This window comes from Rhodococcus sp. MEB041, from assembly GCF_030208955.1.
GTDB lineage: Bacteria > Actinomycetota > Actinomycetes > Mycobacteriales > Mycobacteriaceae > Rhodococcoides.
The window spans coordinates 610,352-636,647 of record NZ_JARVSZ010000001.1 but is presented as its reverse complement, the minus strand read 5'-3'; the positions used below and the strand labels follow the sequence as shown (position 1 = coordinate 636,647).

The 26,296-nt window shown below is 62.0% G+C and carries 18 protein-coding genes, 1 pseudogene and 1 other annotated feature; of the genes and pseudogenes, 10 read left to right on the top strand and 9 right to left on the bottom strand.

Going from position 1 to position 26,296, the window contains the following annotated elements; translation table 11 throughout:
• Positions 1-271: 271 nt before the first annotated feature.
• Positions 272-1,423, top strand: coding sequence for a tellurite resistance TerB family protein (locus tag QRN16_RS02975; RefSeq protein ID WP_285184559.1), 1,152 nt, complete (start codon positions 272-274; stop codon positions 1,421-1,423).
• Positions 1,424-1,497: 74 nt separating this feature from the next.
• Here QRN16_RS02975 and QRN16_RS02970 read toward each other — a convergent pair.
• Positions 1,498-2,202 (bottom strand): annotated as a pseudogene (locus QRN16_RS02970) (IS3 family transposase); the annotation flags it as partial.
• Positions 1,789-1,920 (bottom strand) — a sequence feature (AL1L pseudoknot). Its footprint overlaps the pseudogene before it by 132 nt.
• Positions 2,203-2,365: 163 nt before the next feature.
• On the opposite strand from QRN16_RS02970, the gene QRN16_RS02965 reads away from it, so the two are divergent.
• On the top strand, positions 2,366-3,931 hold the full coding sequence (locus tag QRN16_RS02965) for an SIR2 family protein (protein ID WP_285184558.1): 1,566 nt from the start codon (positions 2,366-2,368) through the stop codon (positions 3,929-3,931).
• A 293-nt stretch (positions 3,932-4,224) separates the two neighbouring features.
• Here QRN16_RS02965 and QRN16_RS02960 read toward each other — a convergent pair whose 3' ends face one another.
• The 5 genes from QRN16_RS02960 to QRN16_RS02940 all read right to left on the bottom strand — a co-directional run bounded on the left by QRN16_RS02960 (position 4,225) and on the right by QRN16_RS02940 (position 13,688).
• The gene (locus QRN16_RS02960; RefSeq protein WP_285184557.1) at positions 4,225-7,446 is read right to left on the bottom strand and encodes a UvrD-helicase domain-containing protein; all 3,222 of its coding nucleotides are present in this window, start codon (positions 7,444-7,446) and stop codon (positions 4,225-4,227) included.
• Complete coding sequence (locus tag QRN16_RS02955; protein WP_285184556.1) at positions 7,443-10,241, bottom strand: PD-(D/E)XK nuclease family protein; 2,799 nt, start codon at positions 10,239-10,241, stop codon at positions 7,443-7,445. Before QRN16_RS02955 ends, QRN16_RS02960 begins: the two co-directional genes overlap by 4 nt.
• A 293-nt stretch (positions 10,242-10,534) precedes the next feature.
• Entirely contained in the window at positions 10,535-11,356 is an 822-nt protein-coding gene (locus QRN16_RS02950) for a sugar phosphate isomerase/epimerase family protein (protein ID WP_285184555.1), read from the bottom strand.
• Positions 11,353-12,534: a dihydrodipicolinate synthase family protein gene (locus tag QRN16_RS02945; protein WP_285184554.1), complete on the bottom strand. Its 1,182-nt coding sequence runs from the start codon at positions 12,532-12,534 to the stop codon at positions 11,353-11,355. Before QRN16_RS02945 ends, QRN16_RS02950 begins: the two co-directional genes overlap by 4 nt.
• Positions 12,531-13,688: a Gfo/Idh/MocA family protein gene (locus tag QRN16_RS02940; protein ID WP_285184553.1), complete on the bottom strand. Its 1,158-nt coding sequence runs from the start codon at positions 13,686-13,688 to the stop codon at positions 12,531-12,533. The genes QRN16_RS02945 and QRN16_RS02940 overlap by 4 nt, the downstream gene beginning before the upstream one ends.
• 214 nt (positions 13,689-13,902) lie before the next feature.
• Here QRN16_RS02940 and QRN16_RS02935 point away from each other — a divergent pair, with 214 nt between their 5' ends.
• From QRN16_RS02935 to QRN16_RS02910, 6 genes are all read left to right on the top strand, one after another.
• Entirely contained in the window at positions 13,903-14,934 is a 1,032-nt protein-coding gene (locus QRN16_RS02935) for a LacI family DNA-binding transcriptional regulator (protein WP_285184552.1), read from the top strand.
• Between the two features lie 116 nt (positions 14,935-15,050).
• On the top strand, positions 15,051-15,920 hold the full coding sequence (locus QRN16_RS02930) for an ABC transporter permease (protein ID WP_285184551.1): 870 nt from the start codon (positions 15,051-15,053) through the stop codon (positions 15,918-15,920).
• Positions 15,921-15,960: 40 nt separating this feature from the next.
• Complete coding sequence (locus QRN16_RS02925) at positions 15,961-16,986, top strand: ABC transporter substrate-binding protein (protein ID WP_285184550.1); 1,026 nt, start codon at positions 15,961-15,963, stop codon at positions 16,984-16,986.
• Between the two features lie 8 nt (positions 16,987-16,994).
• Positions 16,995-17,804, top strand: a complete 810-nt coding sequence (locus QRN16_RS02920) for an ABC transporter ATP-binding protein (RefSeq protein WP_285184549.1) — start codon at positions 16,995-16,997, stop codon at positions 17,802-17,804.
• A gap of 128 nt (positions 17,805-17,932) precedes the next feature.
• Positions 17,933-19,177, top strand: coding sequence for a hypothetical protein (locus tag QRN16_RS02915; RefSeq protein ID WP_285184548.1), 1,245 nt, complete (start codon positions 17,933-17,935; stop codon positions 19,175-19,177).
• A 580-nt stretch (positions 19,178-19,757) separates the two neighbouring features.
• Positions 19,758-20,024, top strand: a complete 267-nt coding sequence (locus tag QRN16_RS02910; RefSeq protein WP_285184547.1) for a hypothetical protein — start codon at positions 19,758-19,760, stop codon at positions 20,022-20,024.
• A 103-nt stretch (positions 20,025-20,127) separates the two neighbouring features.
• Here the strand turns inward: QRN16_RS02910 and QRN16_RS02905 are convergent, their stop codons facing one another.
• Positions 20,128-21,069 carry a DUF8548 family protein gene (locus QRN16_RS02905; protein WP_285184546.1) on the bottom strand — a complete coding sequence of 314 codons (942 nt, stop codon included), beginning with the start codon at positions 21,067-21,069 and terminating at the stop codon, positions 20,128-20,130.
• 21 nt (positions 21,070-21,090) lie between these two features.
• Complete coding sequence (locus tag QRN16_RS02900; RefSeq protein ID WP_285184545.1) at positions 21,091-21,750, bottom strand: hypothetical protein; 660 nt, start codon at positions 21,748-21,750, stop codon at positions 21,091-21,093.
• A gap of 805 nt (positions 21,751-22,555) precedes the next feature.
• On the opposite strand from QRN16_RS02900, the gene QRN16_RS02895 reads away from it, so the two are divergent.
• Positions 22,556-22,762 carry a hypothetical protein gene (locus QRN16_RS02895; protein ID WP_285184544.1) on the top strand — a complete coding sequence of 69 codons (207 nt, stop codon included), beginning with the start codon at positions 22,556-22,558 and terminating at the stop codon, positions 22,760-22,762.
• Positions 22,763-23,400: 638 nt separating this feature from the next.
• Positions 23,401-24,456 carry an HNH endonuclease gene (locus tag QRN16_RS02890; RefSeq protein ID WP_285184543.1) on the top strand — a complete coding sequence of 352 codons (1,056 nt, stop codon included), beginning with the start codon at positions 23,401-23,403 and terminating at the stop codon, positions 24,454-24,456.
• Positions 24,457-24,750: 294 nt separating this feature from the next.
• Here QRN16_RS02890 and QRN16_RS02885 read toward each other — a convergent pair whose 3' ends face one another.
• Positions 24,751-26,184 (bottom strand): DNA phosphorothioation-associated putative methyltransferase, encoded by a 1,434-nt coding sequence (locus QRN16_RS02885; protein ID WP_285184687.1) that lies wholly within the window; start codon positions 26,182-26,184, stop codon positions 24,751-24,753.
• Positions 26,185-26,296: the final 112 nt, after the last annotated feature.

Genomic DNA, 26,296 nt, shown 5'->3' with positions numbered 1-26,296 from the left:
ATGAGACGCTGAACGCTGGCTGGACAGAAACGACAATCGGCGGAGAACCCTGTGCGCGAACTCCGCCGGGCCAATGAGCTAACCGCGGCGGGTAAGACAGACGGGAAGATTGTCGCGCCTTGTAAGCTCGGTGCTGTCATCCCACCAACCGAAGTACTGCTACGAGGCGACGAACCTCAGTGAAGGCCCGCTCCGACACGATGTGGTCCGAATACCGGCGACCTGCCCACACAGGGCCGGCCACTGCCAACTCACTCTCCAAGGAGCATCCGTGCCAAAGAATGCCACAGGAACCGACCATCTCAATGAGTCGCACTACGCCGAGCCAGAAGAGCGCCTCCGAGTTCAGCGTGATCGCTCTGAGGTTCAAAATTTTGTCAAGCAGTTGAGCGGCGACGACATCAAATCTGGCGGTTGGTTCACGAAGCTGTTGGCTCACTCACTTCGCGCGTACTCCGAAAAAGTGGACTGGCAGTACTTCCAGACCAAGTACAAAGGCGTGCCCGCCGATGGGATTGTCGATCAGCGCATCAAGATGGCCTCACGCTATGCAGCAATCGAGGGCGGCCTGTCTGCCAGTGCCTACACAGCAACGATAGCCGCGACTATCGGGACTCTTGGTGGGGCATCCCCAGCAACGGTGCCAGCTGCAATCGCAACCGTGATGGTCGACGTTGTCTACATCACGCAACTGCAACTGCACCTTGCTTACGACGTAGCTGTCCTTTATCGCGTGCCGCTCGATTTGAACGACCCAGATGACCTTTGGAAGCTCATTCGGGTGGCCTTTACCATCAAAGGTGGAGAAGTGGCGCGCGAGGGCGTCGTCAAGATTGTGCCGATCGCGATCCGACCCCTTGTCAGACGTTTTTACGCGAAAGGCGTGCTGAATGCCGCTAGGGGCTTGCCATTCGTTGGCAAGTTTCTCCTACAGCGCAATGTCATCAAGATCGGCATCCCGCTGGTCGGGGTACCGCTGTCTGTCGTCCTGAACCGGTATACGACGCAGGTTGCTGGACGCCATGCACGAGCCGTCTTCCGCAACGAGGCCCGGGTACTCGAGATTGCAAATCGTCTCTCCGCGCGTTCGAAACATCCCCGCTTGGCCTTGTGGGTCGCGTGGTTAGTTATCAAGGCCGATGGGAAGATCTCTGACGACGAGGCCCTTCTGATGCGGCACCTTGTCTCAATCGTGGGGGATCAACACCAGGTCGTCGACGATCAGTTGGCGCAGTTGGTTGAAATCACCGAGGGTGAGGTCTGGGAACAGTTCGTCTCGGAGACTGGAGGTTTCGCCGATATTGTCGAACTCGCGAATGAGGTGGCAAGCGTTGACGGACCCCCAAACCGCGCGGAGCGCGCGGTCATATCTCAAATTGAGGCCCTTCGAGTCCGCCGCGAAGATGAGACACCAATCGAATGATTGTCAGTTCTTGCGCAACCCGTGGCGACGGTCGGAGCAATTGACGACCTCCCTTATCCGAGAGGTGGTGTTTACCACGCGTGCTTGACCACACATTGATGCCGCGGCGCCCGATCGTCCAGCTCGGTGGTGACCGTGCGCCGGCGACCGCGAATGTTCCCGACGGCCCCGGTAGATGCTCATCAGCCGCCCGACCTGATCGCGGCCGAGATCGTGTCCAGATGTTTCATCGCATGCCACATCTTGCGGACTCCGCAGAGGCACCGGTTGGTCACGTACACGGTGTGGACGGTGTTCGCGGCGTACGCCTCGGCGAGGGCAGCCGAGGAGACGTTGCCCCGCTTCTTGGCGGCGTAGTAGGTGGACGGGGCGATCTTCATTCCGTGCTCGGTGAGCACTCGGCAGATCGGGTCGACCCCGTAGAGGTGCCGGTGAACGTCCATGTAATCGACGATGACCGCAGTCGGCGGTTGACCTCCGCCGCTGCGAGAAACGCTGACGCTGTCTCGAGAATGTCGTTGGCTCTTCGTAATTCGGCATCCTCACGGCGCAATGCCTCCAGCTCCGCATCACGCTCAGCCCCCTGATCCTCCATCGGGTTCGTCAGCGGCGCCGGTCTCCTCGACCCAGTTCCACAGCGTCGCCGGATTCACATCCAACAAGCCACCGACGTGCTTTCGGGCGGCGAGCTTGGTGTCACCGTGCTCGGGAATCCGCTCCCGATACATCCTCACCGCACGCTGGAGAGTCTCCTCGTCGAACTTCCTCGGTGCGGCCATACCGGCACTCTCCTGATGAGATCACAGTCTCCACCACACCCAGGACGGTTCACACCGAATCCGCTCGTTAATACGCTATTCGTCACCACTCTCGAGGACGGGCCCGCCACTACCTTGCGGTCTCGATACCGCGCACCGCGCGCGCAGACCTAGTATCGGTCTTATGATGAAGTTACCCCTCGGCAGCGGTTTGAAGCATCCCCATCTACCAAACGCCGAAACGCGCGTGGCCGGTCACGTCTTCGTTGTGAAGGGCCGGCTGGAAGCGGTTGCGTCCGATGTTCTCATCGTCCCGACGAGCTCGAATTTTGTTCCGCGTCGGACCTGGTGGCCTGCCCTTGAACTCAATGAGGAGCCGTCAGCTGCAATTGGAACGGGACGCGCCCGTCAGCTTCCATCCCGTTCGACCGCTCACCGGCCGGCATGGATTCTGAACGTCGCACACGACGGACGGCAGTCCGTCCCGTGGCTGATGGCAGGTCTAGACGAGGCGCTCGAGGAGATCAAGGCGAACGCGCCCAGACTAGGAGACGGCCGGGTGAGGCCTTTGATTGCAATGCCGACGCTCGGTGTCGGACTGGGCGGCTACGACGGTGTGCGGGGTGATGTAATCAAGTCCCTGCTCGACCACACCACTAGGTTCGTGGAGGATTCGGAATTTGACATCGTAATCGTGGTGGAAAATGCGGCAGACTATGCAGCCCTCCAGTCGATCAGGCGGGAGCGGCACCAACCAACCGCCCGGAGCGCAGCGGCCGAGAAATTGGCTACAAGGATTAGGGGCGGTGACGTCGCGCTGCTACTCGGCGCGGGCGTGAGCGTGTCCGCCGGTCTGCCGAATTGGGACCAACTGCTAAAGCTGATCAAGCTAGACACTCTGCCGATGCTCGACGATGATGCTTTCGCCGCAATGAACGTGCTTGATCGGGCGCAGTTGCTGTCCAGGTCCAGCGGACGGAGTCTGGGTGCCAGGGCGGCCGAAGCTACAGGATCCGGCGCATCCCACATGCCCACCCTCGCGCACTGCCTGCTCGCGTCACTGGGTGTCGACAAGGCAGTAACTACAAACTACGACACCCTCTACGAGGACGCATGCAAGTCGGCCAACGGGCCCAAGTCGATCTCAGTACTCCCTCGCGAAGAAGTAACCAACAAACAATCGTGGTTGTTGAAGATGCACGGTGACGTTGCTGATCCGGATAGCATCATTCTCAGTCGTAGTGACTTCGTTCAATATGATTCCGAGCGGCGTCCGCTTGCGTCTATTGTCCAATCTCTCATGGCAACAAGCCACCTGATCGTCATTGGTGCGTCTATGACGGACGACAACGTGCTGAGGCTTGCGCACGAGGTTCTAGCGATGAATGCATCCAACAACCAGCGACGACTGTTAGGAACGGTTGTTACCTTGCAACCGGACTCCCTGCGGGCAGCGCTGTGGGATGGCGACTTCGAATACGTCGCCGCGTCCCAGTCGTCGAGCATGAAGGTTGCTGCACGCGATCTGGAGATCCTCCTCGATGGCGTCGCCATGCACGCCAGCGACCGACTGCCGTATCTGCTCGACGCAAGGTACGGCGAGCTTCTCGACGAAGAAGAATACGAAGTGGCCGAGTACCTCCGAAGGGTCGCGAAGCGAATCCGCAGATTCGGGTCTGCTGACCGACGACACCGTTGGCTTCCGCTACTGGAGACCCTTGAAGCAATGGGCGAGAGGGTTAACCCTTGACATGTTTATGGCCACCCCCCCCTGTTGTGGTGGGCATCCTGCCCCGCACAGGTCGACTGAGAGCCAGGGCCGCGCTGAGGTTCCCCCAAGACGGCGGACACAGAGCTAGCGAGATTTTGGTTCCGCTGGCAGGATGTCGTCATGGCGCGAAACCATCGGTCGTCCACGACCGTGTACAACGTCGAGGCTGCGCATCGAGCGATCGATCCCGGTAGCAGTATCGCCGAGATGGCCCTGGTGTGTTCCTCGTGAACGGGGCCATCTTGTTTTAGAATCTTGTTGCTCGTGACTGGTCAGTGAGAACACTCTGCTATCGCAGTCTCCGCACGCTCCCTACTGATCACTGTCGCCCCGCCTGGCCGGCAGAAGATCAACTCGAGCCGGCACACCTCGTCACCAACAGCTTTGCCCAACAACGACGCATAGATTGCGAGCTGCACCCAATACTCCGCAATCGTCAGGTCAGTAACACCCACATCCGTCTTGTAGTCGGCGATCACGAGACCCCCCGAAGCGTCGCGATAGACCAGGTCAGCGATACCGTCGACCACGGTACGACCATCCGGCGCCAGGCCGATCAGCGGCATTTCCCGCCAGTGCTCCGACTCCGCGGCTCGACGTACCGGTTCCGACTCCAGGGCCGACTGCGCCAGCAGCACAAAGCGATCAGGGTCCTCGAGACCGGCCAGCGACGCCGCCGCCCGCGCCTTCACTTCGTAATCGGGGTCTGTCAGCTCGACGGCTTCCATCAGTGCGTGCAAAGCAACGCCGAGTTCCGCGCCGTGATCGACAGCCCCCACCGACGGTGGCACTATCTCTGCTGAAGTACGAACGGTGAAACTGTGATCGCGATAACCGGCCAGCACTTCGCGCGCGACGTCGGTGGCAGCGTGCGCGATTGTAGTCGGCGACATCGACGCCACTATCGACGACGTCTCTTTGACACGAGCGCTGATGGCCTGCCACTGATCCCACGCCTCCGACTCTCCCGTCTCAGAACTACCTCGATCTTCGATTCGAACCACATCGAGCAGTGCAGGCGCTCCGGAATCAGCGATGTCGAGAACCTTGCCCCAGGCCCGACCCGTCGGTGCGTAGCCCGAGAACGCTAGGAGGCTCTCGGCGCGCGTGCAGGCCACATACAGCAGACGGATTCGCTCAGCCTCGGTGTGCTTCTTCTCGACGACGTTGGCTGCCGAGAAGCCCACTGTCTGGGTGGCCGCGCCGATATTGGCGTGCAGCTCACCATCGTCGTCCCAGATCACCGCCTCAGATCCTTGGCGGAAGCCACCGCTCATTCCGGCGACGATCACGAACGGAAACTGCAGCCCCTTGGCTGCGTGGATGGTCATGATCCGCACCGCGTTGACACCGATCTCCGGCAGCACCGCCTCGGCGACACGTGCGTCCTCCTCACTCTGCGTCGCCGCCCAATCGAGATAGTCCCGCAGATTGCCGCGGTCGTCGTCGTACCACGCGTGCGCCTGGTCGATGACGAACCGCAGGCGGCGCCACACATCTCGGTGCCGAGGTGAATCCATCGACACTTCGAACACCCGGCGATCAGTCGCCAAACGGCTGAGCAACGCACCGGGGTTCATGGTGCCGAGGTCGAACCACACTGCTTGGAAATACGCGAGAGCGTGGGCAACCGGCGACTCCTCCAGACCCGCGGGCGCATCACCGAACCAGTTCCACCTGCCGTCGGCGCTTTTCCACCTCAGCAGATCGTCGTCACCGCAACCGAACAGCGGAGTCCGCAAGGCCGCAACCAGTGCTGCTTCGTCCGCTGTGTTCGCGAGAGCTCGACACGCCAGCAGCAAATCGTGCACTTCCTGCGTCGAGTACACCAATGACGATGCTTCGGAGCGGAATTCGATACCCGCGTTGTCCAAGGACTTTTCGAGGTACGGCAGCACCCCACGTGACGGGATCAGAATGCAGATGTCGCGCAACATGATCGGCTCGTGGATGTACGCACCGTAGCCGCCAACTTCCTTCTGCCAACCTTCCGTCGTCGCGGTGTAGATGATCTTGGCTACGTCGCGCGCTTCCCGTGCCCGCAGTGCGTTGGACTTCGTCATCAATTCTTCGCCGTCGACCGGCGTGGTCGGGTCCATGAACACGAACGGCTTCGGGCCGGTATCTGAAGTCCATGCAGGGCGCCCGGGCGCGGGGTCGAGCGCTGTATAGCTTGGCTGCACATGGCCGTCGGCGACGATGGCGCGACCGAACACCTCGTTGATCCAGTCGAGCACAGCTTTTGTCGAGCGAAAGTTGGTCGACAACGTGGCGATGCCGTCGCCGGCGAGTTCGCGTGCAGCCATGTAGGCCGCAATATCGGCGCGGCGAAAACGGTAGATGGACTGCTTGGGGTCACCGACGGTGAACAGTCGGCCTGGTTTGCCGTCGACGATCAGTCGGGCCAGCTCGAGCTGCAACGGGTCGGTGTCCTGGAACTCGTCGAGCATGACACGTTGATACCTGGCATGCACGGCTGCTTGCACATCCGAGTGTCCGAGCACGTCACGGGCATACACCAGAAGGTCGTGGAACTCGAGACGGCCTTCGCGGCGGCGGTGAGCAGCCTCGTCGACGATGACGATCGCGAGGTAGTGCAGCAACACCTCGATGGCGCTGGACACGTAGCGAGTCCGCACCTCGGAAGCGGACGCCTTCAGGTCGTTGATCAGATCTTTGACCTTCTGCATCCCTCCGCCCCAACTGCCGGCTCTGCCTCCACGTCCCGAGCTGGGACACAACAACGCGACGGCGAGCCACGCGGCACTCCCCCTGCTGTCGGCCAGGTCTTTGCGCCACGCCGCGACCTTGTCGAGGTGGAGAAAGAGTTTGTCTTCGGGATCGGAGCACGCCGACTTGTTGTCGACCACTAGATCAGCCTGACGCAGCAGATCATCGATATCGGGAATGACCATGACAGGAACAACCTCTGCGACGACAAGCCGATCCCAGCTTCGGTCCAGAGCATCGGCGAACGTGCGAACCTGGTCGAGCGAAGCACCGGACGCGACGATCACTTTCATCGCATCGGCCAGCTCCGCGGGCGTGGTCGAGGAGTCGCCGAACAGGTGCGACTGAATCCGGCGCCAGCGACGCTCGAACGACAGTTGCGAGCCCATTGCGTCGACCACTTGAAGTCGCGGCGGTACCCCCGCTTCGAGGGGATGCTCACTGACGATGCGGGCGGCGAAAGCGTGCAACGTGCCGATCGCAGCGGTGTCGACCTGCAGCAATGCGCGTTCAGCCAGACCGCCTGCGTGCTTCGCCAGCTCGACACGAACCCGCTCTCGCAATTCGGCAGCGGCTTTCTCGGTGAAGGTGATGGCGGCAATGCGATCGAGTTCGATGCCGTCCTCGAGCACGAGGTGACAGATGCGTCGGACCAGTGAGTGCGTCTTGCCGCTACCAGCGCCCGCTTCAACGAACAGCGTTGCTGCAGTATCGCTTTCGATACGGTCGCGTTCCGTCGAGTCGACCAATTCTTGGGATGTCATGAACGCTCGTATTTCCGCCGGTAGCTGTCGATTTCGGGCACGTCCTCAAGGCTCGCCCAGGCACGTTCGAGACCGCGTTTTCCGACTAGAGCAAGCAGATCGTCGGTGAGATACGACTCGGTCGTGCGGGGCGGAAAGTAACCGGAGGTTATCGCGGTGTGAATCAGGGAGACATCGTCGATCAGGACGTCGAGCACCCCGTCGGTCAGCGGGTATCCGACCTCATCGAACTGACCTTTGCTGGTGATGAACCAGTAGCGGGTAACGACGTCGGTGCCGAGAGTCCGCGCGAACAGTCCGTAGACGGGCAGCTGGAACTTGACGCCACTATCGGTCGGCGAACTACTGGTGAGTTTGCTGAAGTACTTGGCCTGTCCCGACTTGTAGTCGGTGACGCGAACACGGCCATCACTGTGGATGTCTACGCGGTCGATCGATCCGTTGAACTTGACCACTCCCCCGTCAACAGTGATGACCGCGTCGCTGTCCGCGAACGTCTTCTCGACCATCAAAGGCGACCATCCATTGGCGTGATCGGCGGCATCGTGCGCGAACCACACCGTGAGATCGTCGCGGATCAGTGCGCGGTCCTTGTCCCACAGCTGTGGCAACCATCCCGGGGCGCTTTCCTGTGCTGTGACCAGCTCCCGGTCGGCTATGGTGAGGAGACGGTCGAGAGACGGCTCCTCACCGTCGATCACGGTCCGGATGTAATGCTCGAGAATTGCGTGGATCAGCGTTCCCTTAGCGAGTGCATCGATCTGCGCGGACGCATCCGGATCAACCAGTGCCCGAACTTTCAGCACATGGGAAAGAAAGAACTTGTACGGGCTCGCGACCCACGCTTCCAGACCGGTGGGCGCCACTGAACCATCGAAGTAGCGCAGCAGCTCTCGCACACTCGAAACGTTTCCATTGAACCGCGTGAAACGGCCCTCGAGTCGGTCGCTGCGTAGGGCCATGCCGTTGGTGATGACGGGGTCAATCAATACGCTCTGTCGGCCACGAGCATCCACAGCCGCTAGGGCACGTTGGCGCCATTCGGTAGCCGACCCAGAGCTCACTCCGATGCGGCTGTCCACCTTCTGAATTGCCGAGTCGAACGACTCGATGGTGACAATGCCGGGTGCGCTGACCGTGTCCTTCTGCCAATCAACAACACCCACTGGTTTCCCAGCGAGATACTCCATCGTCGGTAGGAGCCAACGTGACGGAACCTTCTCAGCGCCGCCGCGGAGACTGCCGCGCGGGAACGTGGCGATGCGATGGGAGCGGCCCGCGGCCAGTGCCAGGTTCCATAGCCGACGGTCGTGCGCGATGTCATCGGCGGTGGTTCTGCCTGTGAGTTGGGACGGCAGTAGCGGATCGCCGCGCCGACGGGCAGGAATGATGCCTTCGGCGGCACCGACGATGATCGACACCTCCAAATCGCGGCCGGCTGCTGCCGACAGCGGGCCGACGGTGACCGCAGCGGCGGCGTCTCCCACGGTGCGGTTGATGGCGTCGATGCGGCTGGCAAGCGCGTCGGCGATGCGGTTGCTCGAGGGCTTCGGCGCGATGCCGTCGAGATAGGCCATGTCACGGACGATGCTGCTGATCAGCGAATTGTCGGCGCTCGCCTGCTCAGAGGTCGGTGCGGCGAAATAGTCATCGATCAGGGCCTCGATTGCCGTCGATGCATCCGCCCACGTTGTCGATGATGCGATGGCAGAGAGGGTCTGACGCAATGTCACCACGAAACCGTGCATGGCGATGGCTGCGTCGTGGAACTTTGCATCGGGTTCCACGCCTGCGAGGCGGTCCCAGTCGGTGCCGCTGACGATCGGCACCTGCTTGCGGGTCAGGTGCTCCAGCTTCGACTGCGAGATCGGCGCGTCGTTCAGCATTGGTCGTTTCACCGCACGCCCCGCCAGCGCAGCCAGCAGGTCACGCCGAGGGACTTCTGCGGGATCCAGCTCGAGCAACGCGATCAGTGATCGAGCAAGAGGACGGTCGGCGAGACCGTGACACTCCGGTGCGGTGAAGGCAATGTCGCCGGTGGCGAAGTGTTCGTGCAGCAGCCGCAGGTAAGGATCACGAGAGCCGTAGAAGACGCCGATCCGATGACCAGGTATCCCGTCTGCGAGGTGGGCCCGGACGATGCGCGCGAGGGCCCGCACTTCGTCGTCGGCGTCGGAGGCGTGAACGACCAGCGAACCGTGGACAGTGTCGGTGGCATCGACGGTGATTCCCCGCTTCTGCATCACGTCGAGGAGGTGCGCAGACGCTGCGTCGACCGGGGTGGGCAGGTAGACCATGATCGCGCCGAGTTCATCGAGGTTGGCGAGCGCAGCCGCATACGCCTCGTGGCGCAAGTAATAGGAATCGCTGTGCAGGGCGACCGCGAGACGGTGGATGCGCAGCATCTCGTCGACGAGTGTGGTCGACTCAGCCTGCGGGTTGGCGTATCCGGTCAGGACAAATGACGCGGTGGCCAAGGCTTGGGCGGTGATCGGTTGGTCCGCAACGTGGTCGAATCGACCCGGCTCGGCGTCGAGGATTCGCTCGATGGACGCTTCGAGGAGCGGATACGACAGTGGGAGTCGCGGTGTCAACGCTGGCGCTGCGAGGACATCGACAGCAGCATCGAGGGTCACGACGCGGGTGTTGGCAGATCCGCCGCTGAGCGCTAGTGCTCGGGTGACGTCTCGCCGGGCGGCGGGGCTGGGTACGACTACCGTCAGCGCGCGCAGTGGGTCAGCAGACTTCGACGCCACCACTGCCGCGACGAGCCGCGTTGCTGCTGATTCGTCCACAGTCACCACCATGCCTCAACTGCGCGACATTCGTAGAAAATTGGTCACGGCCCGGACTGTTGGTAGCCCAATTGCACGGGTACTTTCGGTGCGGTATCAGCGTGACTTTCGGCCGGGTTGCGGTCCAGCTCAGAGTGTCTTGTCACCGGCGGGAAAGTCGCGCCGAGTCGCGAACTTTCGGTGACACGACGTGGTCGCAGCTCGGCGTGAGGGAATTAAGAACGCAAAGATGGTGCGAAGCGAAGCGGGGCAGATGCGCGGCTCGTCGTGAGGGCGACCAAGTTTGCCTCGACCTAGTTGCGGGATGCGTCGACCAAATCCCGATACCTCTCCACCATCGTCCCGATCACCTGATCCCCATCCGCAGCCCAGATCGCCGCGTTGAAGATCTCCACCTCGACGTCACCGCGGTAGCCGGCCTCCTCGACCCACTGCCCGATTATCGCGAAGTCGATCACCCCGTCGCCCATCATCCCGCGGGATAGGAGGGGGTCGGCTTCCATCGGCACCAACCAGTCGCACACCTGGTACGAGCTGATCCGGCCACGCTTCCCCGCCGTCTTGATCTGCGCCTCGAGGTCAGGATCCCACCACACATGGAACGTGTCGACGACGACGCCCACCGCCTCCACCGGATGCGGCTCCGCCATGGCCAGTGCCTGACCCAAGGTCGAGATCACCGCCCGATCGGCCACGAACATCGGATGCAGCGGCTCCAACGCGATTCGCACACCTCGCTCCAGCGCGTAGGGCACCAGTTCGGCGAGCCTCTCGGACACCCGTGCCCGCGCACCGATGAGGTCTCGATCCGGGATACCGCCCATCACCATCACCAGCTCGGGAGCCCCGAGCTCGGCTGCCTCGTCGAGTGCGCGACGGTTGTCATCGAGCCCGTCGTCGTCGATGGCCGTGAGGAAGCCGCCGCGGCACAGGGTCGATACCCGCAGCCCGGCATCGGAGATCATCTTCGCCGACTCCGTGACGCCCGCTTCTTGCACACGGTCACGCCACGGCCCGATCGCGCCGAGCCCTGCCCGCACCGCACCCTCGACGGCCTCCTTCAGCGTCCAGTTGTTCACCGTCTTGGTGTTGAGAGACAGACGTTCGAGACTCATGCCGACACCCCGTTCAGCTCCAGGTACAGGCCCATCCGATGCGCAGCCAAGGCCGGGTCTGCCAGCAGCCCAGCACGATCCGCCAAGACGAACAGCTGGGTCAGATGCTCCACGCTGCGGCCCGACGCCAACCCGCCGACCATCGAGAAGCCCGGCTGCTTCCCGTTCAACCATGACAGGAACGCGATGCCCGTCTTGTAGTAGTAGGTGGGCGCCGCGAAGATGTGTCGGCCCAGTTCCTGAGTCGACCGCAGGATCTCCTCGGCCCGGGCCGTGTCGCCGCGATCGATCTCCTGCAAAGCCGTGGACGCCGCGGGGTAGATGCCGGCGAAGATGCCGAGCAGCGCATCCGAGTGATGCTCACCGTCGCCCATGATGAGCTCCGGGTAGTTGAAGTCGTCCCCGGTGTAGAGACGCACTCCGTCGGGCAGAGCTGCGCGCAGGGCGATCTCGTGCTGAGCGTCCAGCAGCGACACCTTCACACCGTCGACCTTGGCGGCGTGCGCGTTGATCAGTCCACGGAACGTTTCGGTCGCCTCGTCCACGGACGCGCTCCCCCAATAACCCTCGAGCGCAGGGTCGAACATCGTTCCGAGCCAGTGCAACACGACGGGCTCGTCGACCTCGTCGAGCAACGTCGAGTAGACGGACAGGTAGTCGTCGGGTGACGACGCCACCCGCGCCAGCGCACGCGAGGCCATGATGATGACCTTGGCGCCGGACTCCTGCACCACGGCGATCTGCTCACGATAAGCGTCGAGGACACGGGCGAGACCCTCCCGGCCCGACGGCAGCTCGGTCAGGTCTAGCTGGTCCGTTCCGGCCCCGCAGGCGAGCAGGCCGCCGACCCGCGCGGCCTCGGCACCCGATCGTCGGATCAGCTCGGCGGTGGCCGCCCAGTCGAGGCCCATGCCGCGCTGCGCGGTGTCCATGGCGTCGGCGACACCGAGACCGTAGGACCACAGCTCGTGCCGGTAGGCAAGGGTGGCGTCCCAGTCGATGTCGGCCGGTGCGCCGGGGGTGTTGTCGCCCGTCGTACGCGGAATGACATGTGCCGCTGCGTAGGCGATGCGCGACGTGATTGGGGAGGTGGGCTTCGTCCACTCACCGGGCTCCCCGAGCTGATACGAGCCGTGACCCGGCAGCGCGACGGTGAGGCGCGAGTCGACGGCGGTCACAGCGAGATCTCCGGCACGTCGAGGCGGCGGCCCTCCGCGGAACTGCGCAGGCCGAGCTCCGCCAGCTGGACACCGCGCGCGGCAGACAACAGCCCGTAGCGGTGGGGGCGCTCGGCGATGACGTCCCGCAGGAACTCCTCCCACTGCAGCTTGAAGCCGTTGTCCAGGTCGGCGTTGGCCGGGACGTCGAGCCACTGGTCGCGGAAGGGTTCGGTGACGGGCAGGTCGGGATTCCACACCGGCTTGGGGGTGTGCGAGCGGTGTTGGGCGACGCAGTTGCGCAGTCCCGCCACCGCGGAGCCGTGTGTGCCGTCCACCTGGAACTCGACCAGTTCGTCGCGGAACACTCGCACGGCCCACGACGAGTTGATCTGCGCGACAACACCGTTCTGCATCTCGAAGATGCCGTACGCGGCGTCGTCGGCGGTGGCGGCGTATTCGTTGCCCTGCTCGTCCCATCGCGTCGGGATGTGGGTGGTGGCCTTGGCGGTGACGGTCTCGACCTTGCCGAGAATGCCCTCGAGTACGTAGTTCCAGTGGCAGAACATGTCGACGACGATGCCGCCACCGTCCTCGGCGCGGTAGTTCCAGCTGGGCCGCTGCGCGGGCTGACCGTCACCCTCGAAGACCCAGTAGCCGAACTCGCCACGCAGGGAGAGGATGCGTCCGAAGAAGCCCTCGTCGACCAGTCGCTTCAGCTTCACCAGTCCGGGGAGGTAGAGCTTGTCGTGGACGACGCCGGCCGTGACGCCCGCGTTCTGCCCGATACGCGCCAGCTCGATGGCCTGCGTCAGCGTCTCGGCAGTCGGCTTCTCGGTGAAGATGTGCTTGCCGGCCTTCATCGCCGACGACAGTGCCTCCGCGCGACGCGAGGTCACCTGGGCGTCGAAGTAGATGTCGATCGACGCATCGTCGATGACCGACTGGGCGTCGGTGGTGTACTCGGCGATGCCGTGCTGAGCGCAGAGTTCCTGCAGCTTGGCCTCGTTGCGGCCGACGAGCACCGGCTCGACCTGGACACGCGAGCCGTCCGCGAGCAGCAATCCGCCGGCGTCGCGGATCGGGAGGATGGAACGCAGAAGATGCTGACGGTAGCCCATGCGACCGGTGACGCCGTTCATGGCGATGCGCAGGGTTCGGGTGAGGTGAGACATCGAGTGGCCTTTCTGACTGCTCGGCAGCCAGGTCTGAAGAGTGCACGACCGAGAGGATCGAGGCGCGCGAGGGCCTCGGGAGACGGTGCGGCGGAAAGTCCTGCACGCGTCGAGGGGCAAGTCAGCTTCGGAATGCGCTTTCCAAGCTATGCTGTCGAGGTCGATCGGTCAACAGGCACCGACAGACCGCAACGATTTCGTGGGGGTGGCGAGCATGGCGGCAGTGCGATTGCGTGACGTGGCAGCAGCGGCCGGCGTCTCCCAGGCCACGGCATCACGGGTGCTCAACGGATCGTCGCGGGTGCCCGGCGAGGGCGTCGCCGACCGAGTACGCGCCGCCGCAGCCGATCTCGGCTACATCGCGAATGCCCAGGCACAGGCTTTGGCGCGGTCGTCGACGGGGCTGATCGGCCTCGTCGTGCACGATGTCGCCGACCCGTACTTCTCCTCCATCGTCCGCGGTGTGCAGAACGAGGCACGTGACGCCGGGAAGCTCGTGCTGCTCGCGAGCACGGAGCGCGACTTCGCCATCGAGCGGCAGTCGGTGAGCACGTTCATCTCTCACCGTGCCGACGCCATCATTCTTGCCGGATCGCGGCAGAGCGGCGACCTCGACCGCGCCCTGGAACGCGAGTTCGAGGCGTATCGAGACAACGGGGGTCGCGTCGTCGTCATCGGCCAGCCCATGCCGTTCGGCGCGGCCGTCGAGCCCGAAAACCATTCGGCATCAGCAGCATTGGCCGAAGCGCTGTACGAGCACGGCCATCGGCGCTTCGCGATCATCGGCGGCCCGGGCAACATCCGCACGTCCGCGGACCGTCGCAACGGATTCGTCGACGCGCTGTGCCGCCACGGCATCACTCCGGAGATCGAGGTGGCCGGCGACTTCTCCCGCGACGGCGGGTACAGCGCAGCTCGACGCCTCGCGGCAGCCTTGGAACTCACGCCCGGACACGGCACTCCCCCGTGCGTTTTCGCTGTCACCGACGTCATGGCCATCGGAGCCATCGCCGCGTGGCGTGAGCTGGGCCTGAGCGTTCCCGACGACGTCTGCGTCGCGGGTTTCGATGACATCCCCACCCTACGAGACCATGTCCCGAGCTTGTCGACGGTCGCGTTGTCTCTCGTCGACATCGGCGAGCGTGCCGTGCAGCTCGCGCTCGACCCGTCCGACCGCGCCCTCGACGCGCACGAGTACGCACCGGGAACGGTCGTCCTGCGCGCGAGCAGCGCCCTGAACAGGTAGTTGTCCGTTTTCCTTGACACTGTGGGCGCGATCACATTAGATTCGGCCGCAGCTTCGGAAAGCGCATTCCAGCGGGAGTAGTCGGACCCGCACCACTACTAGCTTTAGGACTCCTCATGGCGGTAACAACGTCGGTCGAGGCCCCAGTCGCTGCACCGTCGGCACCGCATCCCGCGCCGACGCGTCGTCGACGGTTTCCCTCGTTCCGCAACACCTGGTCCGGCTTGTGGCGGCCCCTCGCTCTCGTGGCTGCGCTCGTCGTCGCGTGGTGGGCGGTCACGACCACCGAACTGGTTGCGCCCTACATCCTTCCGTCTCCCGGTGACACCTGGTCGACGATGGTGGACAACGCGTCCTACCTCGCCGGCCACACCTGGGTGACCACCTACGAGACCATCGCGGGCTTCGTCATCGCGGGCCTGGTCGGCATCGCCGTCGCGGTAGTGATGATCTACTCGTCGTCGATCGAGAAGACGATGTACCCGCTGATCCTCTTCGCCCAGGTCATCCCGAAGATCGCTATCGCACCACTGTTCGTCGTGTGGCTCGGCTTCGGCGCCAGCCCCAAGATCCTGGTCGCAGTCCTCATGGCCTTCTTCCCCATCGTCATCGCCGGCATGGCGGGCCTGCGGTCCGTCGACCCGGAGATCCTCGAACTCACATCCACGATGGGTGCGAGCAAGTGGAGGACGTTCTGCAAGGTGCGCTTTCCCGCCTCGCTCCCGCAGCTGATGTCCGGCCTCAAGATCGCGGCCACACTCGCCGTGACCGGTGCGGTGGTCGGTGAGTTCGTCGGCGCCAACGAAGGACTCGGCTACGTGATTCTCCAGGCGAACGGAAACATCGACACCGCAATGCTGTTCGCCGCCCTCATCATCATGTCTCTGCTCGGCATCCTGCTGTTCCTCGTCATCGAGATCGCCGAGAAGTTCCTCATCCCCTGGCATGCATCGCGCCGCTCCACTGCGTCCGTCGGCGCAGTGTGACCAGGCTGCCTCACCCACACCCCCTCGAAAGAAGACTTCCATGAAGCTCAAGACTGTCCTCGTGGCTGCGGTAGCCGCGTCGCTCGCTCTCGCCGGATGTGGCGGCGGCGGTGGCGGTGCGGAGAAGGCTCCCGGCGCCGACGGTGAGACCACCGCGACGTCCCTGATGCTCAACTGGTACCCCTACGGCGAGCACGCACCGTTCTACTACGGCGTGCAGGAGGGGATCTTCGCCAAGCACGGCATCGACCTCACCATCACCGCCGGCCAGGGCTCGACCAAGACCGCGCAGGCCGCCGGCTCGAACCAGACCGACTTCGGCTGGGCCGACTCCGCCGCCGTCATGTCGAACATCGACAAGGGCGTGAAGGTGAAGAGCCTGGGCGTCTTCCTGCAGACGACGCCGTCCGCCGTTCAGGTCTACGCCGACGGTCCCATCCAGACCACGGCCGATCTCGCCGGCAAGACCATCGCCGTCTCGGCCGGTGACGCACCGACCACGACGTTCCCGATCTTCCTAGACCGCGCCGGCGTCCCCGAGGACCAGGTGCAGCAGCAAAGCCTCGACTCCGCGGGCAAGATCGCCGCGATGCTGTCCGGTCAGGTCGACGGGCTCATCGGCTTCGCGCACGACCAGGGACCGAACATCGCGAACAAGTCGGGCCGGGAGATGCGCTACCTGCGCTACTCCGACGAGGGCCTGAACTTCTTCAGCAACGGCCTCATTGCCAACACCTCGACCATCGAGAGCTCCCCGGAACTGGTGCAGGCCATGGTCGACGCCACCACCGAGTCGTTCGAGGCCGCCATCGCCAACCCCGAAGCGGCCGTGAAGGCCATGGTGGGCAAGGACCCGCAGACTCCGCCGGAATCGGTGCTGCTGCAGCAGTGGCAGGAGACCATTCCGCTGCTCACCACCGCCAACACCGAGGGTCAGGCACCGGGCGTCAACGCCGAGGCGGACTGGACCAACACCATCTCCATCCTCGGTGACGCCGGGCTCACCGAGGTCGCAGCCGAGCCGTCGAAGTACTGGGACTCCTCCTTCACCTCCAGCAAGGAATGAGCGACGACATGAGCGCCATCACCCACGAACGCCCCACCACCGTCACCGACACCGCCGTCTCGGTCGACAACCTCACGGTCCAGTTCTCGTCCAAGCGTGGCGACGTCACCGCCTTGTCCGACGTCGACCTGAAGGTCGGCAGGGGCGAGTTCGTCTCCATCGCCGGCCCGTCGGGTTGCGGCAAGTCCACACTGCTCAAGGTGGTCGCGGGTCTGACCGGTGCGTCCCGCGGCTCCGTCGAGCTGGCCGGCCGCGAGGTGAAGGGACCCCAGCGCAACATCGGCTACGTCTTCCAGCGTGCCGCGCTGCTGGAATGGCGGACCGTCCGCAAGAACATTCTCCTCCAGGGAGAGATGCGCGGCATGAACAAGAAGGATGCCGCGGCGAAGGCCGACCAGCTGATCGAAATGACGGGCCTGACAGGTTTCGAGGGAGCACTCCCCCACGAGCTGTCCGGCGGCATGCAACAACGCGTCTCCCTCTGCCGCGCTCTACTGCACGAGCCCGAGGTGCTGCTGATGGACGAGCCCTTCGGCGCCCTCGACGCCCTCACCCGCGAGAAGATGAACGTCGAACTGCACCGCATCTGGCGGGAGACCGGCACCACGGTCATGCTGGTCACCCACTCCGTCGCCGAAGCCGTCTACCTAGCCAACCGGGTGGTCGTCATGAGCCCGAGGCCGGGAAGGATCGTGGACGTCCTCGACGTCGACCTCCCGGCGCACCGGGAGTACAGCGCGACGATGGAGAAGCCGGAGTTCATCACCGTCGCCAACACGGTGAGGGATCTGCTGGGGGCTACCACGGGAGCAGATTGAGCGTCTCAGCCGCCGCAGACCAGGACGGGGTGCGGGACGGTGCTACCCACGCTATCGACACCCTCGGTAGCCGCCACGTCGTGGCAGGGCGAAGAACGAGCCTCCAGCTGTTCGTGCAAAATGGTGGTATGAGTGACATAGTTCCGGCCATCCAGGACCCGAATCACACGGTGTTCGTGTCAGAAGACGAATTCGGCACCGTGGTGGCTGGGCAAAAGACAGCCGTCGCAGAATTTGTCGCAGAATGGCGTCGTGACTCTTCCATCACGCACCGCGAGACTGCGCTGTCCCCGTCGGTACTCGACAGGATTCGATCGGCTTGTGCAGGTGTCGTCCAATCACCGGAATTTGCGTCCTATCTAGTCCGCGGTGTTCCGCAGTCCCGCGGACCGGTGGAGAGCGTCAGCTATCGGCGTGTCACGAGATCTCTGGAGACCGGACGCTTCACAAGCAATACACCTATTTCGCCGGCGTCCATGGCCGGCGGCCCGCACATCGCGCTCGCAACCGCCACTTTGATCTCCGCTCTCGAGTCGATGATCGAACCTCTGCAGGCAAGCCTCGACAGAATCGAGGACACCACGGCCGACATTCTTAGGCTTGCCGACGCTCAGCGAACTGGCGACGTGTTCGGTCACAGACGAGTACTGCGTCGACTCACCGGCGAGTTGGACAATGGGTCGGTATTGACCGAGACCGATTGGTCCAGCGTGGCTGCGCTCGGACCAGACCTCGAAATCGGTGTCGAGCGTTTACGAAATTACAGCACACGGCTTCTTCTCGACTTACGGGCTGACGTGGCAGCGGACGATCGCGCCGATCTGCTCGAAAAGGCGGTCCGGAAAGACCGGCTAGGAGAAACCCTTCAGCTTCTGTTGATTGCTCAGGAATCATTGTTCCTCTGGCAGCGAATCAGGCTCGAACGCGTCGAACTTCGCGAACACGATCATCTCCCACAGGTTCTGGAGAGCGCAAAAGCCACACTGAGAGAACATATTGCGGCAGACACCGCGCTGGTTTCGAGTCTACGAACCACGCTCGACACATACGGAACACTGCGACTCTCGGAGTTCCATCGGAAACTCTCCGCTCGACGCTTGAAAAAGAATCTTGCGCCGTTGCGTTCCGACATTGACTTGTTTGTCACAAGCCGAGCACTTCAGATCGCCGGATGGAACGAGCCCAAAAATCCGGGCGTTCTCGACGTCTTGCGTGCCATGAAGGCCGTTGGTGACGGTGCAGTCGAGGCAAGTGTTCAGACAGTCGGTAAGGCAGCTGAAGCAGTTTACCGTGGTAGCGAGTCGTGGGTCGACCGTCGGACGCGCATGTCGAAAGAGCAGGGTCCAGCGGATGACCTGGAAGTCGAGCAATGAAGACTCAGGGGCGCTCGGCACAGCCAAAATCGAGTGACATCCGAGTGACACGACGAAAAAGCCGTCGTGTCACTTCGGAGGGTGACATTTCGGCCCAGAAGAGACGCCAATCTACGGGTTCCGACGTGGTTGCGGTAAACCTGGCTGCACGCGTAGGCATGGCGGGAATTCGGATAAGTCAGTAACCGCGTGTGCGCATCGAGGGCGAACACGAGTGTGACGCGGTCCCTCATTTTGTGACGCTATCAACGACCATCCCGCGCAGTATCGTGCCCGGTTCGAAATTGATCTCGCAAAACGGCGAGACATGTCGACCAAAACGGGCTTCTCCCGCGGTACATCGTGGTCACCGAAGGCATGCGTCAAGAATTGGCCGTGTACAAGGCATCGACCGCCGACCTCACCAGAAACAGGGAACTCGTCGACACTCCAGAGTGGTCCAGAGCCAGCTGGCCCGGAAAACCTTAGATTCCGCTGCATCTGCTCACCCGGTAGTGGACTAACCGGATCGCCGGCGCGTGCTCCGGGACGGACCCACACCACGTTCTCCGACAACCACGGCCTGCTCCCGGATAAACCGATGCCTACGGCGTTCAACTTCGTCGGCATCGACATCGACATCGACATCGACATCGACGGATACAACCACAACAAGCGCCGCACCGACGGCTCTGCCGGCGACCACCCCGAATCTGCCGGGCGCGTCCGCTCGTACCGCGTCGGTCTCGACGTCCGCAACGTCCTCGCCACAGTGTTCTGTGGTAACTCCGGGTCGCGGGCAATGTTAATCTGCAAACCCCTTCGGAGCCGTGCATTCGACGAATGTGCGCCTAGCCCTCCCAAATAGCCACGCCACAATCGTCGAGACGAGTGCTCGGATCTCGACCGGAGCCGACTAGTAGTTCTGACCCGTTGTCGAACCGCTCGCTTGGTCAAGCGGGATCGTCAGTTCACACACCAGTCTGAAAAGCCCTCCCAGATGCCGATCTCCAGATCGCATGATCCAAGTCTGTCGCGCTGACATCCATCTGCTTGGCCGCATCTCGAACAAGCTTCGCGGCAGACTCCGGCGTCACGTCATTTCGACCGGTGGCCTCGGCCACGAACCGAAGCACCATTCGATCAGCTTTGACACCCGGTAGACCCGCAAGCATGAGCGCGTACTCCCAGGTGATGCCGGATCGCTGCGCCTCGATCGAAGTCCATAACTTTTTCGTCGATGCTCGGCGCCCCTCGTTGCCCGGCTCGAGGGACGCATGCTCACGGAGATCGTGCGTCGTTCTTATACCGGCATCGTGCAGCGCCCTAGCGACTCGTTCGACGATGGCGGCCTTGAGGGGTGCGCCGGCCTTCGTCGAGGCAGGTTTGCGATTGCCTATCGACGCCGCCCACCCGTCCGCACCGCCGTGCTCTTCGAAGGTCCTGAGCAGTTCCGCGGTGCCATCGGTCTTGGCGGCATCACCGCGTTCGGCTCGGTACCTATTCACGATATTCACGACACTCGCGTAGTGCGCACCAGTGGATTGGATCGAGTCGATAATGCACAGCGCCAAACCGTCCGGGTAACGCAGTGGTCGGAACCACAAGGCGGGGTCACCCAACTTCAGACACGCCGACATCAACGCTGCGACGTCAGACACGGGACTGGCCGACAGCGTTCGGAAGGACCCGTCACCGCGTTTCACGACGCATCGAACTTCGTGCGAATTAAGTAGTTCTACGAGGTCCGAGGTCGGAGGCTCCGGCAACAACATGGCGAGAGATGGCTCGGTCGGGAACCACCTCCGATAGTCGAGCAACTGCCCCAATGCCATACGCACCGCTTCGCGCGACGACGACGCTTTCGCTTCGTACAGGGTGTTGGTGGTCTCATCGAACGTGTCTGCGAACAACGGCCTCGAGGCGGACGACGGTTACATTCGATAGCCGAGTACGTGTGATCCACCCGCCTGGAGGTGTGCGACGAACTCGTCGACCAAATCGGCTTCTGCGCGCACTGCTTCATAGGAAGCGAACCCGGCGACGTTGTAAGTGTGGACGGTGTCCCGCTGCAGCGGAACGGGCCCGGACGTCCGTCCCATGGTCGAAGTTCGTCCACCGAGCCAGGGGTTCTTCTGAGATTTCGCAATGGTTTCGACGTGGTCCTCCCACATGGTTCGCAGAGTGGACGCGGACGGTTCGTGAACACGCCGGCCAGACCCAAGAACCGGAAACTTGAAATCTTCGAGGCCATTCATCAGAACCTCTGTGGACAGTCGCTGATCGTCGTCCAGCATGAGATCCCAGTCCACTCCGACGTAGGACGCAGTGCCCGACCCTGACCAGTGAGCCTCCGACCAGGGGGCTTCGGACGTTATTGTGCCGCTCGCGACCACGCCGCGAACCCGGCCCGTCTGAAGTAGGTATACCGTGTCGCCAAGGGTGGGCTCGCCGTACCCCCTACCGAAACTCCACGTCATGGAATAGGTGTTGCCCTGGGCAGTGGACTCGATCCACCGTTCTCGATCATCGCGCGTCAGCCCGTCTTCGGTCCCGTTCCACAGTACGAAGAAACTTTTGTGATCGATGTCCATACGAGTTCTTCGCCACAGAGTTGCGTTGCGATTGCTGATAAACGCAGTCGAGTCGACCAACAGTGGGTCACATGGAGGCTGATTTCGCGCCGCGTCAGATCTCCACGGTGATCAAGCCAGCAACGGCCAGGGTGTCGACCACTCCGTCCACCTCGTTTACCGATTGATGACCAAAAACCCCGGGTCGGGCGGAACGTGGACACCCTGGACGTCGACCCGCCGGCGCTCCGGGTGCAGCGTGTCGACGAGGAAACCGGGCTTCACAGGACAGCGATCACGCCAATGTCGGGCCGCGACCAACGCCCATCGATACACGGTATCGGTCTTTCACTAATACAACATTACCCTGAGCCCCAAGCTTCGACCGACTCAGACGTGACGCCGTGCTGGCAGTCGCGCGTGAAAACCTGCCGTACCCCTTGGGTAACCATGGGGTGAGCGATCAAGTGGTCGCTCGTCATGGCTTTTGTCGCAAGCGGGCCGTCGGGGTAGTCACATGAATGAGTCCCCTCTCGGCGCGTACGGCATCCCCGGACGACGACCCCGGCTTCACAGCCTGTCGAGATCGACACGTTGCTCGACGACCTCACCCAGGACGGGCGCGCATTGATGCTCATCAGCGCGAGTGTCCGCTGGACGCACATCGACGAGACCGCGCTGCTCCGGGCACGCGGGGTGTTCGAACTCCCCCATACCGGCTGGATCGCTTCCGCACGGGCAGCTCCGTACGCCGCCAAACGTGTAGCTCGGCCTTCGTCGTCGTGGGTGCGGAGACATGCCGATCCGACTTATGGGCACGCGAACCGTGGTTCCCGACACTGCCGGACACGCCGACTTCCGATACGACGAACTCGACAAACAATCCTTCGCGGTCACCATCGACATCGACATCACCGAGCCGAACATTAGCCGCGGTCGGGGCGAAACTTTGTTCTCTTCCTTCGACCAGCACTTCCCGGTGGGTAAATTCCCCCGCCCCAGCGGGCCGCCAGTATCTCGTTATCAAACCTGACCGATCAGACCTCGACGGTGCAGCCCAACGATGCCGACACACTGAGAAACACGGATGGACAGTATCATCCAGCGTGCCCGAGTAGTCTAGAACACCGTGGCCGCCTATATCTTCTGCCTTGCGTACAGCGACCAAAGAAATTGGGACATCTGTAGACATAGAAAAATGCTTGGGGTCCGGTCGAGCACGGGGGGCCAGAAAGCCGCGAGATCAGTAGTGCCAGGGGACACCGTCTTCGTGTGGCGCGGCGGTGGAAAAAGGCCGGGCTCTGGACTAATCGCAGTGGCTACCGCGACGGGCGTTGCGAAGCCAGCGACGGATGTACCATGGCCTGAGCCGCATCTATTTACCTACACGTTTACAATTCAGGTCGACCAAGAACTCGACCATGCGATTCCAGACAACTTTCCGGGCAACCGCCGAGGTATCCGATTCGGGTTCTTGAACTCGGACCTGCAGAGGGGTCTGGCTCCTATAGATCCGCTGACAGAGACCGCACTGCAAGAATGCTTCGATTCCCCGGTATCAGCAAGTGGACCGATGAAGCCGCTGCCATCGTTGGGCGACGGTATTTCTTCATCTCCTTCATCCTGGACATTCGTTGAGCCATCTGGCTCGGGCAGCCAAAGTTGAGCCCCGTGGTACAAAACCCGTTTGACCCCTTAGCCTTCACCCAACGCCTGGTTGAACTAATTGAATCCGGTAGGCGCGGTTCCACGTACAAACTTGCCGTTCTTGTCGCGCTTATCGACATCTCCGTCGAAAATGATCAAGCTGAAGACGGAACCCTTACCGTGCCGATAGGCGAGCTTGCACATCACGTTGTAGCGTACTACTGGCCACAAATTCGACCATATCAGAATGGCAAATCGCTTCGTCAGGCATATTCGAACGGGAAATCCATACCGCAAATCATCGAGAAGTTTGTCTCAAGTCATCCAAAGCTGTCTTCCGCAGAGTCTGCTAAGGAATCTGGACATCTTGAGTACTTGAACATGATCCGCAGGTTTGAACTATTGCTTGCCCAACAACCGCTCGCGCATTTTCATACCGTTGCGGGGCGCAAGACCGCGTTTCAAGAAAATTTCCTGTTCGACGCGCAATATTTTCGGAAGAAAATGACACGTAGGGAGTTGGATCAACACCGATTTGTTGTTCTCCGACCCGAATGCGCCGCTACGCTGCGTCACAATGCAATCTTGCTGAAGTCCTACCTGACTTCCGTCTGGTTAGCGGACGTCCGGGCGATGAACAAGACGCAGCTTGACGCGGATGACCTCTCTGATTTTCTATTCGGTGCAACCAGGGCAAACCTGCTGAAGACGGTCACGCCGCTCCGTCTCATGCAGCAAAATCGTTGCTTCTACTGTTCCAGGGAGCTCACGGGCAAGGTACATGTTGACCACGTCATCCCTTGGTCTCGCGTGCCGATCGACGGCCTCTACAACTTGGTTCTGTCGGATCAGCAATGCAATCTAGACAAGTCCGCGAGCTTGCCCATCAGAGGGCACCTTGACCGAGCGCTACACCGCGACGGAGCCGATTTGGCGATTGTTGCTGCGGCAAGTCGGCTCCCCTTGTTGCATAAACGGACGATGGGCGCTGCCATGGGAATTTACCGCTCACTACCGGACGGCTTCCCTTTGTGGTCGCAGGCGCGGATGTTTGAGCCCTACCAGCTCGCCGATGACTGAGCAACCACTACGCGACCAGGCCCGTGACGTCTGCACTCACGCTAAATACCCATCTGACGTCGGCTCCCGTTGACTCCCGGTGGAGGGGAAGCCTCAGCGCTCACCGGTCGCAGGTTTCAGACCGACAAGAATTAAATCATGATGTTTCAATTGTTGCCAGAAAGTTGGTAACCGATTTTCGTTCTAAGCTGCGCGGTGGTTGCTGGGGCGTTTCCTGAGTCGACCCAAGAGATAGCATGCATCGATCTCCCCGACGAGAAACGGATACATCAGCAAAAGTTCTCACGATCGCGGTCACGATCTCTCCACCAAGCTGTGGCCTTGTATGCTGACCCCGCACCTCTTCAGCTCCGCTTCCCATCCGTCTTCGAGACCGATCTGATTCGGATTGGAATACAAACCTGCTCGAACCTCCGCTGACGTCAGCCGCTTCAGGTCCGGTACTTGCTCGTGATCGGGTGACAAAAACTCTTCTTTACGGTGCAAGAGGGGCCGATTCGACCGTGAACCAAACTCTTGCCGGCGCGACTCGAGGGTATGCATATCGACACCAAAGGTCCAGTCCAAGGTCGGATGCGGATCGGAGTCGAACGCGGGGTAGCTAGACCAGGAGACTCGTCGTCCCCTGTGGTCCAACTTTAAGATATTCCAATTAGCAGGTCTTCCCGCCGCAACGAAACCACAATGCTCATACAGCTTTAATACAACGGGCATGCCTGACACTGCGGTCTCGTGCACATAGAGCGCCGATGCGGTCATCTTGCCCACCGAGTTCTTCATCGCCCCCCGGACGTATGCATCGTCTCGTATTTTGAGGAGGAGGCGATCGGCCCTCATGCATGCGGATCGATACGTCCCGAAGCAATGCTTGATATCGGCTTGCACCGCCGCCGGCATGTCCTGCTGCTTCGGTCGGCCGCTGAACAAAGATGTGCCAAGATATAAGAGTGTATTCAAAGTTGCGTTTCGCTTGCCAAGCTCCACTGCTCCAGGCTTAGCCCCTTCGAGCACCAGACGACGAAGAGCCAGCATCGACGTTGTTGCATAGAACGGCTTTACCGACTCTGGAACCTCTTCGAAAAGCGGCATCCTCCCCCTACCTTCAGTGAAGGCAACTATCTCCCGCATAGCCGATGCACGATCGTGGTCCTCGGCCCATGCGAACTCGGAGAAAGCGCCGCGCGCGAGGTACGCTAGTTTGGTCTCTTCGCGGCGGAACGCGTAAACGACCCCCGGAGTGGGAGATATGCAAAATGCGCCTGTCAGATTTTCGACGAGCGCACGTAGTTCCTTCGTCTTGAAAAAGTGTTGAAACGTTTGTTTGGTTGTCATCACACCATCGCCTGCAGTGCGACCGCGGACACTGTTGCGCTCCCAGTCCAACCGGCAGCTGACCACCAGAACTTTTGTCGCAAGACCCCAGGCGCGAGAAAGCGTGGACTCTCTCTCTGCGGCGGTTTCGATCACGTTAAGGACATAGGTCAACATCACCACGTCGTGCGGTACAAGTGGAACGTCTGGTGAGTAATACGGATCCCAACCGGATGCCTTCACTGACATCTGCGCCAGCCTGCTGACGTCCTGACCGCGACCGCACCCGAAATCCAACACGGCTTCGCCCCTCGCGAGGAGTCCGTCACCCAACGTACGACGAAGCGGCATGGAGAGACCCGAACGCCCAATCGCCGTACGTTGCCGCTCGCTCGACCACACATCACCAGTGTGCATCAACACCACCCCTCAGAAGGCGACCCCGTAGGACCAACCGTACCCACCAAGCGGGGTTGACTTCGACTCGACTAAGCGGCCGCCTCCTGCCCCAAGTCGCAGCGTGCTCGCT